Source organism: Mesorhizobium australafricanum (genome assembly GCF_033977265.1).
Classification (GTDB): domain Bacteria; phylum Pseudomonadota; class Alphaproteobacteria; order Rhizobiales; family Rhizobiaceae; genus Mesorhizobium; species Mesorhizobium australafricanum.
The window spans coordinates 188,275-199,510 of record NZ_JAVIIT010000003.1; the positions used below are offsets into that span (position 1 = coordinate 188,275).

Annotated in this window: 3 protein-coding genes; all 3 read right to left on the bottom strand. The window is 65.6% G+C overall.

What is annotated here, in order from left to right:
* Nucleotides 1–104: 104 nt before the first annotated feature.
* Complete coding sequence (locus tag RFM98_RS07785) at nucleotides 105–8,684, bottom strand: glycoside hydrolase family 94 protein (protein ID WP_320308320.1); 8,580 nt, start codon at nucleotides 8,682–8,684, stop codon at nucleotides 105–107.
* 269 nt (nucleotides 8,685–8,953) lie between these two features.
* Nucleotides 8,954–9,541: a HutD/Ves family protein gene (locus RFM98_RS07790; protein ID WP_320308321.1), complete on the bottom strand. Its 588-nt coding sequence runs from the start codon at nucleotides 9,539–9,541 to the stop codon at nucleotides 8,954–8,956.
* 4 nt (nucleotides 9,542–9,545) lie between these two features.
* A complete protein-coding gene (gene hutU / locus RFM98_RS07795; RefSeq protein WP_320308322.1) occupies nucleotides 9,546–11,219 on the bottom strand; it encodes a urocanate hydratase in 1,674 nt (557 codons plus the stop codon).
* Between the last annotated feature and the right edge of the window lie 17 nt (nucleotides 11,220–11,236).

The window sequence follows — 11,236 nt, forward strand, 5'->3', positions numbered from 1 at the left end:
CCTAAAGGAAGGCGCGCGGTCGGGCGCGGCGCCCCACGCCAAGTAAAAAAGCGATTGGCCACGCGCCCCGGAGGGTGCGCAGCCAACAAGCCAAGCCTTTGATTTTACGCAGGTATCTTGACGACGACCTCGGTCTTGCCACCGGCTTTAGGCTCAAAAGAGGTCGATTTTTTCTTCGAACCGTCGACTTCAAGCGAGATCGACTTGGTCTTTTTGTCGCGGATGACGCGAACCTTGATCTCGCCATCGAACATCTTGAGCGTCGCGGCGTAGCCATCCCAGTGTCCGGGCAGCTTCGGCCTAAACGTGATCTCCTTGCCCCGCCGCTCAATACCGAGGATGCCTTCCACCGCGGCGCGGTAGAGCCAGCCGGCCGACCCCGTGTACCAGGTCCAGCCGCCGCGGCCGCCCTTGCCTTCGCCGGAATAGATGTCCGCGGCCACGACATAGGGCTCGACGCGGTAGTGTTCGGCCGCCGCCTCATCCGAAGCGTGATTGACCGGGTTCAGCATCGAGAAGCAGCGATAGGCCTCGTCGGTGCGGCCCATTTCGGCCAGCGCGATCACGAACCAGGTCGCGGCATGGGTATACTGGCCGCCGTTCTCGCGCACGCCCGGCGGGTAGCTCTTGATGTAGCCGGGATCCTTCTCGCTCCTGGAGAAGGGCGGCGTGAACAGCTTGACGATATTGAGTTCGTCATCGACCAGCATGTTGGTCGCCTGCCCCATTGCCGTCGTGGAGCGGGCCGGATCGCCCTCGCCCGACAGCACGCTCCAGGACTGGGCGATGGAGTCGATCTTGCACTCGTCGGAGTTGTGCGAACCGAGCGGCGTGCCGTCGTCGAAGCTGCCGCGCCGGTACCACTGGCCGTCCCAGGCGGTGCTTTCCAGCGCCCGCTTCAGCGCATCCGCATGCTTGGTCCAGGCCTGCGCCCGCTTGGTGTCGCCCTGCCCCTTGGCGACCGGTGCGAAGTCGATGAGCGTCTTCAACAGGAACCAGCCCAGCCACACGCTCTCGCCCTTGCCGCCCTCGCCGACGCGGTTCATGCCGTCGTTCCAGTCGCCGCCGAGGATAAGCGGCAGGCCGGCAGGGCTGCTGCGCTTGATCGCGAGATCGAGCGCCCGCGCGCAATGATCATAGAGCGGTGCGGTGCTCTTGGTGATCTCCGGCGTGAAGAAGGCGTCATGCTCGCCCTCGCCGAGCTGCTGCCCGTCGATGAAAGGCAGTTGCTCCTTGAGGATACCAGCATCGCCGGTCACCTCGATGTAGCGGGCCGTCGCATGCGCCAGCCAGACAACGTCGTCCGAGATCAAGGTGCGCACCCCGGCATCGGTGCGCGGCAGCCACCAGTGCTGCACGTCGCCCTCCGGGAACTGCCGGCGCGCGGCATTGAGGATCTGGTCGCGCGCCAGCTTCGGGTCATGCGCCAGAAGCGATAGCGTGTCCTGCAGCTGATCGCGGAAGCCGAAAGCGCCGCTTGCCTGGTAGAATGCCGAGCGGGCGCGGATGCGGCAGGCCAGGCTCTGGTAAGGCAGCCAGTGGTTGACCATGGCGTTCATCGCCTCGTCGGGCGTCTCGACCTGGATGGTGTCGAGGAAGCCGCGCCAGGCGCGCTCGTTGTCGGCCAGGCGCTGGTCGAAATCCTTGCCGCGATGGGTCTGCACCAGCGCGCTTGCCTCGGCGGTCGTGGACGCGTCGCCGAGCAGCCAGAGCAGCGTGACGTCGCCGCCGGCCGAAATGTCGATGTCGCTGGCGACAACCGCGCAGGGATCGTCGCCCGCCTCGATCCGGCCCGAGAGCGCAAGCCCGCCAAGCACGGCTTGCGGATACTCGGTCGTGCCATGCCTGCCGATGAACTCGCTACGGTCGGCGGTCACCGAATGGACGGTATGGCCGGCCGCCAGGAAAGCGACCCGCTCGCCGAAGTCGAGGCCATAGGGGTTCTGCGCCAACAGCGCGCCCGTTGCCGCATCCCGCGTCGGCACGATGGTAGCCGCGGTGCGCGAGCGATGGCCGCCCAGCACCCATTCGGCATAGGCATAGACGCGCAGTCGTGCCGGCGCGGAGCCGGAATTCTGGATGCGCAACCGGGTGATCTTCACGGGATCGGTCGGGTCGACCACCTGCGTCAGGTCCATGGACAGCGAACCCCGCCGTGAGCGGAAGGTCGAGAAGCCCTGGCCATGCCAGGTCTCATAGGTCATCGACGGATCGCGAACCGTCGCTGCCATCGGCGAGAACGCCTTGCCGGTGGCGTGGTCGAAAACATAGAAGCCCTCGCCGGGCCGGTTCGACACCGGGTCGTTCGACCAGGGCGTCAGCTGGTAGTCGCGGCTGTTGCGGCTCCAGGTGAAGCCGGCGCCTTCGGCCGAGACGTGGAAGCCGAAGGAGGCGTTGGAGATCACGTTGATCCAGGGCTGCGGCGTCGAGCGCCGGCCGGTCAGCCGCGTCACATAGTGGCGGCCGTCGCCATCGAAGCCGCCAAAGCCGTTCCACAGGTTGAGGCCGCTGCCGTCGGCGGCAATGTCGGCTCCTCCCCGGCTTGCCGGCACCGGCAAAGGCAGCGGCGGAATTGGCTCGCGCGGACTGCCACCTTCCGCCTGCAGCAGGGCATCGCGGGCCTGGAGGGCGGCTGTCTCGGCGCGTTCGAGCTGATCGAAGATCGTGCCGTTGCGGGTATGCAGAACGACGCGCGCCACCGACAGCAAGGTCTTGTAGGTCGGCTCGTCCATCAGGTCGCGGCGCACCGCGAAGATGTGCTGGCGGGGCCCAAGCTCGCGGCCGCGCAGGCGGCTGTTCTCGCACAGCGTCTCCACCGCACGCTGCAGGTCCTGCACATAGGACGAGGCTTGCTCGTTGACGACGACGAAGTCGATCATCATGCCGCGGGCGCGCATATATTCCTGGAAGCGGAGCGCCTGGGCGACGATCTCGAGATCGGCGACGTCGCCGATGCGCACGAGGAAGATCGGGAAATCGCCGGAGATGCTGGTCGGCCACAGGCTCGACTGGCGGCCGAGGCCGGAGGCGATGGATTCCGCAGGCAGGCGCAGGAACGGATCGGGATAGATCAGATAGCGCGCCAGCTTCTGCACATTGGCGGCGTCGGTGAGGCTCAGGCCCAGATGACGCGTCTGCACCTGGCTGCGCGTCCAGGCAAGCATGGCCTGGCGGGCGAAGCTCTCCTGGTGGTCGAGGCGGGCGATCGCCTCGTCGAGCTCGCCGCGATCGGCGCCGACGGCGGTCCAGAAGGTCAGCGATATCTTCTTGTTGGCCGGCACGCGCACCTGGCGGCGCAATGCCGCCACCGGGTCGAGCGTGAAGCCCTGGCCACCGGAAAGCCTGACGCCGGGATCGAAGGCGACTGCATCGGCGATGGTGCGGCCACGGCCGATGAAGGCGCGCCGGTCGGTCTCGGCCTCGGCATCGCGCGACGGACCCGCCGGGTCGGTGACGAAATGCACCATGGTGAGGTCGGGGTCGTTCTTGTCGCGCTTGCGCCTTGTGGCAAAGATCGCGCCGTTGCCCGGCGCGATCTCGGTCTCGATGAACATCTTGGAGAACGCCGGATGGGCGTTGTCCGAGGCTTCGTTGCCGAGCACCAGCTCGGCGAAGGAGGTTACCTCGATATACCGGTCGGTCGCGCCGTCATTATAAAGCGTGATGCGGCGGCCTTCTCCGTTGCCTTCGGAAATGACGATGCATTCGACTTCCGAACGTAGCGAGCCGACCGTCTTGGTGAAGCTTGCCTTGTCGTCGCCGAACAGCGTTTGGACGCGTTCCCCTTCGGCGCGCTTCGGCTCGGCGGTTGCCGACCACCAGTCGCCGGTCGCGGTGTCGCGCAGGAAGATGTAGGAGCCGAGACGGTCCTCGCTCGGATCCGGCTGCCAGCGGGTGATCGCAAGCTCGCCGAAGCGGCTGTAGCCGGAGCCGGTAGCGGTGACCATGACCGAATAGCGGCCGTTGGACATGACGTTGGTCGCCCGCAGCGCCTTGATCGGGTCGAGGATGATGCGTGTGTCCGGGCTCTCGGTCTCGGTTTCGTCCTTGGAACGCTCGTCGGCTTCCGTCCTGACCGTGGCGGTCGGAATGTCGCGCGGCGCCTTCTCCTGCAAGAGAAGCTCGGCCGATTCGATCACCGGGTCGCTGTGGAAGCGCTCGCGCAGCCGGCCCTCGAAAATGGCGTCGGCGACAGCGGCGATCGACATGCCGGAATGGTGCGCCATGTAGTTCTGCACCACGGCATGGTCGGTGCCTTCCGGCACGCGCTGTGGCGTGAAATCGACCGCGTCGTAGAAGCCGTGGCGGCCAAGCGCGCCGATCGAGCGCAGCCGCTGCAGGTTCTGCACCGCCTCGCGCGGGCTGAACTGCGCCGCCAGGATCGTCGCATAGGGCGCGATCACGGTGTTCTGGCCAAGGCCGCGCTTCAGGCCGAGGCCGGGCACGCCGAAATTGGTGTACTGATAGGTGAGCTCGCGGTCGCGGGCGTTGTAGGCCGCTTCCGAAATGCCCCAGGGCACGTTCTTCGAACGCGCATACTGGATCTGGCGCTTGATGATGAGCTTGCTGGTCTGGTTGAGAATCGAGCCCTGCGGCTCCTTCATGACCAGTGGCGGCATCAGATACTCGAACATCGAGCCCGACCAGGACATCAGCGCGCCCTGGAAGCCGATCTCGACGATCGGCCGACCGAGACGGAACCAATGCTCGGTCGGCAGGTCGCCCTTGGCGATGGCGAACAGGCTGGTGAGCCGCGCCTCGGAGGCGAGCAGGTCGTAGCAGCTCTCGTCGAGCTGGCGGTCCTCGACCCGGTAGCCGATCGACAGAAGCTTGCGCTCCTGGCGCATCAGGAAGGAGAAATCCATCTCGAAGGCATAGCGGCGGCAGCGTTCGCGCAAAGCCAGCAGCTTGGCGCGCAAGGCGGCGACCGCGCTGTCGTCATTGTGCGAGTCATGCACATGCGCCTCGCAGGTCGCTTCCAGCCGCTCCGCCCAGTCGGCGATGACATCGCTCTTCGGCGACGTCGCCTCGGTGTGGATGGCGGTGGCGAGCTTGCGGATCTCGCCCGCCAGCACGGCAAGGTTGATTGTGCGAATCGAAGCCATCTCGGGCTGCGCCTTGATGGTCGCAACGGCGCGGCGCATGCCGTCCAGACGGTCCGCCAGCCGCTGGCGCAGGGGCCGCAGTTGCCGGCGGTCGTCAGGCAACTCGTCCAGGCTCTCATCGAGAATTGTGACGGTGTCGATGATGCCTTCGAAATCGCCCTGCAGATGCACCGAAGGCGCTTCGGCCCATTCGGCGCAGGATGCGGCAACGGCGACCAGATGACCGGCGAGATTGCCGCTGTCGACCGCCGAGATGTAGAGCGGATAGAGCGGCTTCAGCGTCGTCGTGTCATACCAGTTGTAGAGATGGCCGCGATCGCGCGGCATGTTCTCGATGGTCGTCATCGTGGCGTCGATGCGGGTGATGGCATCCGACAGGCTGATCCAGCCGAAATCGCGCGCCGACACCACCGAGAGCAGATAGACGCCGATATTGGTCGGCGAGGTGCGCGGCGCCACAACCGGCGCCGGGCTTTCCTGGAAATTGTCCGGCGGCAGATGATGTTGCTCGGGCGTGACGAAGGTCTCGAAATAGTGCCAGGTGCGGCGCGCGAATGTGCGCAGCACGTGGATGTCGGCGGTCGAGATGCGCAGCCTGTCCTCGGTTTCGGCCGAGCGGCTGATCCAGCAGGCGACGGCGGGCGAAGCGATCCAGAAGATGGCGAAGAAGAAGGCGACGAAGGCGCCGGTGGAATCGGCCAGCACCGGAACGGCGAGGCCGACGACGCCGATGATCACCGCGCCGTACATCATGCCGTAATAGGCGCCGAGATCGGTGCCGCTTTTGGCCGCCTGCGATGCGGTGCGCCATTCGAGCAGGTTCTGCCGGCTGATAAAGAGCCGGTAGATGGTGCGGATGATGGCATCGCCCATCATCCAGGCGAGATGCGCCATCAAGAGCACCTTGAGCGCCACCAGGGCGGTGCCGAACACGGTGTCGCGGGCCAGAGCGGAGAAATGGCCGCGCGGCGTCTGGTCGCCGCTCTTCGGCAGGATGCCGTTCACGATATCGAAAGTCGGCGCCATGAACAGGCTGAGGATCAAAAGGGCCTGCCACTGCGCGGCCTGGGTGAAGGGCAGCAGCGTCCAGCCGGCGACGCAGGCCATGACCCAGAAGATCGGGGTGACCGAGCGGCGCAGGTTGTCGACCATTTTCCAGCGCGACAGCGCAGGCACCCCGGCGCGCGGGTTGAAGATGAAGCCGAGCAGCTGCCAGTCGCCGCGCGCCCAGCGATGGTGGCGCGAGGCGTCGACCGAGTAGCGGGTCGGATAATCCTCGACCAGCTCGACGTCGGTGACCAACGCCGCGCGCGCCAGCGCGCCTTCGAGCAGATCGTGGCTGAGGATGGTGTTTTCGTCGATGCGGTCCTTCAGCGCCGCCTCGAAGGCATCGACATGGTAGAGGCCCTTGCCGGTGAAGGAACCGTCGCCGAAGACGTCCTGATAGACGTCGGAGACGGCGAACACATACGGGTCGAGGCCGCGGTTGGCCGAGAAGACGCGCTGGAAGAAAGAGGCATCGTCGCCGCTGGTCAGTGAAGCCGTGATACGCGGCTGCAGGATGGTGTAGCCGGCGCTGACGACGCGCTTGACCGGATCGAAATGCGGGCGGTTCAGCGGATGGGCGAGCTTGCCGACCAGGCTCGAAACCGCGTCGCGCGTGGTGCGCGTGTCGGCGTCGAGCGTCATCACATAGACGACCTTCTCCGGCAACGGCACGTCGAGCGGCAGGAAGGTGGTGTCGCTGTCGCCGCGCACCAGAAGGTTCAGCTCATGCAGCTTGCCGCGCTTGCGCTCCCAGCCCATCCAGCAGCCCTGCGCCTGGTTGTAGAGCCGGCGGCGATGCAAGAGATAGAAGCGCGGCGAGCCCTCCGACGGATAGCGGGCATTGAGCCTGGCGATCTCGTCGCGGGCATATTGCAGGATCTCGATATCGGCGGCGTCGATCTCGGTCTTGGAATCCGGCCAGTCGGACAACAGAGCGAAATGGATCTCTTCCGCCGTGTTGGCGAGGTGATGCACCTCGATGTTGCGGATGTTTTCCTCGACATCGTCGCGCGAGCCGATCAGCGAGGGCACCACGACCAGGGTGCGCGCCTCGGCCGGGATGCCGTGCTTGTTGTAATCATAGCCGACAAGCCGGGTCGGCTTCAGGAACAGCGCCACCACGGTGTTGAAGAAGGCCAACGCGCCTTCGCTGGCCGGCACAGCGAACAACGCCAGCATCAGCGTGATCGATTCCACCGACAGGCCGAGATTGGCGAGCGCCCTCCCCGACAGCACCAAGAGCAGCGCCGTCAAAAGGAAAACCGGCACGACGATGCCCAGCCAGCCAGCGCTGGCAAAGGCGCGCTTGAGGGTCACATGGAAAGGCGGCCGGTAGCCGATCGCGTTTTCCAGTTCCTGCCGGCGCGGGCCGACCAGGAAGAAGCCGACATCGGTATGCACGGCGGGGTCGGCGGTTTCGGGCACGCCGGACGCATCGGTGACACCGGGCGTGTGGCCGGCAAGCTCGATCGCCTTTTCGGCCACCCGGTATTCGGACAGCTCGGAGCGGCGGGCCAGCTGCTCGATCGCGGTGCGGTACTGGTCGCGCGAGAAGAAGTCGAGCGCGGCGAAATCGGTCTTCTCGCGCAGCAGCGTGTCGATGCGGCTGACGCCTTCGAACCAGACCGTCCAGTCGACGTCGTTGATAAGGCGCAGGCCGCGGATGATGTTGCCGGTGGTGACGTTGCCGCTCGACAGCGTCTGATGCTCGGAGATGATGATCTCCTCAGCGTCGGAGCCGGTCTTTTCGAGCTCCCCTTCCAGCCATTCCAGCGCCCTGCCGGCGTTCTGCGACCCGTCGCGCAGGCGATAGAGCAGCTGGGTGGCGAAAGTGGTGTCCTGCGCATGCGCGCTGTAGGTCGACAGGATCCTGGTGCGGTCGGCATTGTCGTCGGTCGCCAGAACGCGGTCGGCGACCTCGTTGGCGATGTGGCGCATCTGCCTGGTGCGATCGACGCGCACGGCGATGCGGCGCAGGTTCTCGATCAGCACGAAGCGCAGCAGCGACGGCAGCGCCCAGATCTCGCCGATCTTCAGCGGCTCGACCGACTGGAAGCCCTCGACGATCGCCTTGAACATGCTGGCCGAGACGGAGCTGTCGGAATGCTCGACATAGCTCCAGGCAACGATGAAGGCGCGCGGCAATACGATGCCGTCGCCGAGCGTGAGCGTCGGCAACTGCCGATAGAAGCGGCGCGGCAAGTCGCGCTTGACCTGGAAAATGGTCTCCTCGACCAGGTAGTTGTTGTCGAGCAGCCATTGCGCGGCCGGTGTGATGGTCTCGCCCTTGGCTTGGGCGGCATTGGTCGAGCGATAGACTTCGAGGATCTTCTTGGCGCTGTCGCGGATGCGGGCCTGGAACTCGAACGGGGCGAGGCCGAACAGTTCCTTGACCTCGCCATTGGCGAGCGCAACGCCCAAGGCGCGCAGCCGGTCCTCAGGCAGGAAGTTGGAGCGTATCGGCGCTTCCGTCACCACCGGGAAGCCGGCGCTTGTCTGTTCAATCTTGTTCGGATTCGTCTGAATGTTCATTGAAAATTCCGTAAGGCGGGGCGCAATGCGGCGTCACCGCCACGGCAATGCCCCTAAAACCGGATCAATTGCAATTGGTTGCATGACTGGTTGGCCGAAAGTTTGTGTTGCGCACCACGACAGGGGCGTGCCCTTCCGACAGTTCGTGGGCGAACGCCCTTCGCTCTCCGCCCCGGTTGGATCAGGGCAAGGATTCAGGCTTTTTCGTGATACATGCAAGGGGCCGGACGATAATTCACCCGAGCCGCGATCATGTTTGGCAACAGCCGTTAATGGTTGGCGGCGACCCGATGGAGCTCGATCACGAAAAGCAGACCCTGCCCCTTGGGCTGAAGCCGCAGTTCCAGGCTGTCACGGTCGAGAATCAGCGCATCGAGCGGTCCGAGGTCCGACCCATCGTGCGTGAAGAGCGTGACGCCGGCGTCAACGGCAAGAATGAGCGTCGTGTCGGCGTCCGGCCTAAGGCGAATCTCGCCGGAGAGCGGCCGCCGCGCGACCTTATGCGTCATGCGGCCGCGGCGGGTCATGACGTTGAGGTCGGTGATCGGACCGTTGATCAACGCCGCACTGGTCGGCACGTCGCCCGGAAAGGCGAGCGGCGCCGAAGCCGCGGCCAGGCGCACCGGCGGTTGGCCGGCAATGTCGAGCACGACGCCATCGCCTTCCAGCACCGACAGCGTGCGGTCGATGCCGGCAAAGCTGGAGAACGGCCCGCTGGTTTCGACGCGGGCCATCGAGACGCGCCAGTCGAAATCGTCGAGCCCGGCACCGTTCGGCGAGACGGCGATTTCGGTGGTCGTGCCGCCGCCATTCTTCCACGGCATGACGCGGTAGCCGGCGGCACGAAGGATGCGCATCGCCTTAACCCAAGATGCCCGGCAGGTTGAGCTGGTGTTCTTTGGCGCATTGGATGGCGATGTCGTAGCCGGCATCGGCATGGCGCATGACGCCGGTCGCCGGGTCGTTCCAGAGCACGCGCTCCAGGCGCTTTGCCGCGTCGGCCGTGCCGTCGGCGACGATGACCATGCCGGAATGCTGCGAGAAGCCCATGCCGACGCCGCCACCATGGTGCAGCGACACCCAGGTGGCGCCGGACGCGGTATTGAGCAGCGCGTTGAGCAGCGGCCAGTCGGAGATGGCGTCGGAGCCGTCCTTCATCGCTTCGGTCTCGCGGTTCGGCGAGGCGACCGAGCCGGAATCGAGATGGTCGCGGCCGATGACGACAGGCGCCTTGAGCTCGCCCTTGGCCACCATCTCGTTGAAGGCCAGGCCGAGCCGGTGGCGGTCGCCGAGGCCGACCCAGCAGATGCGCGCCGGCAGGCCCTGGAACGAGATGCGCTCGCGCGCCATGTCGAGCCAATTGTGCAGATGGGTGTTACCGGGGGTGAGCTCGCGCACCTTGGCGTCGGTCTTGTAGATGTCTTCCGGATCGCCCGAGAGCGCCGCCCAGCGGAACGGACCGATGCCGCGGCAAAACAGCGGCCGGATATAGGCCGGCACGAAGCCCGGGAAGGCGAAGGCGTTCTCGAAACCCTCGTCCTTGGCGACCTGGCGGATGTTGTTGCCGTAGTCGAGCGTCGGCACGCCGGCGTTCCAGAACGCCACCATCGCCTCGACATGCTCGCGCATCGACGCGCGGGCGGCCTTTTCGACGGCCTTTGGATCCGACATGCGCTTCTCGCGCCATTCGGCCATGGTCCAGCCCTTGGGCAGATAGCCGTTGATCGGGTCATGCGCCGAGGTCTGGTCGGTGACCATGTCGGGACGGATGCCGCGCCTGAACATTTCCGGCACGATCTCGGCCGCGTTGCCGAGCAGGCCGACCGACTTCGCCTCGCCGGCCTTGGTCCAGCGCTCGATCATTTCCATCGCCTCGTCGAGCGTCTCGGCCTTTTCGTCGACATAGCGGGTGCGCAAGCGGAAATCTATCGAGTCGGGATTGCATTCGATCGCCAGGCAGCAAGCGCCGGCCATGACGGCGGCCAGAGGCTGGGCGCCGCCCATGCCGCCGAGACCGCCGGTCAGGATCCATTTGCCCTTGAGGTTGCCGTTGTAGTGCTGGCGGCCCGCTTCCACAAAAGTTTCATACGTGCCCTGCACGATGCCTTGCGTGCCGATATAGATCCAGGAGCCGGCCGTCATCTGGCCGTACATCATCAGGCCCTTCCGATCGAGTTCGTTGAACTTCTCCCAGGTTGCCCAGTGCGGCACGATGTTGGAGTTGGCGATGAGCACGCGCGGGGCGTTGGCGTGGGTCTTGAAAACGCCGACCGGCTTGCCGGACTGCACCAGGAGCGTCTCGTCCTCGCCCAACGTCTTCAGCGAAGCGACGATGCGGTCGAAATCGTTCCAGGTACGCGCCGCCCTGCCGATGCCGCCATAGACGACGAGCTCGTTCGGGTTCTCGGCGACCTCCGGGTCGAGATTGTTCATCAACATGCGCAGCGGCGCCTCTGTCGTCCAGTAGCGGGCGTTGAGCTTGTCGCCGCGGGGGCTGCGCACTTCGCGGATATTGTGGCGGGGATCGTTCATCATTGTCCCTTTCGAGTAAG

Coding starts and splice junctions, on each gene's coding strand:
- RFM98_RS07790 (WP_320308321.1), bottom strand. CDS start 9,541: ATGCGCATCCTTCGTGCCGCCGGCTACCGCGTCATGCCGTGGAAGAAT.
- RFM98_RS07785 (WP_320308320.1), bottom strand. CDS start 8,684: ATGAACATTCAGACGAATCCGAACAAGATTGAACAGACAAGCGCCGGC.
- hutU (WP_320308322.1), bottom strand. CDS start 11,219: ATGATGAACGATCCCCGCCACAATATCCGCGAAGTGCGCAGCCCCCGC.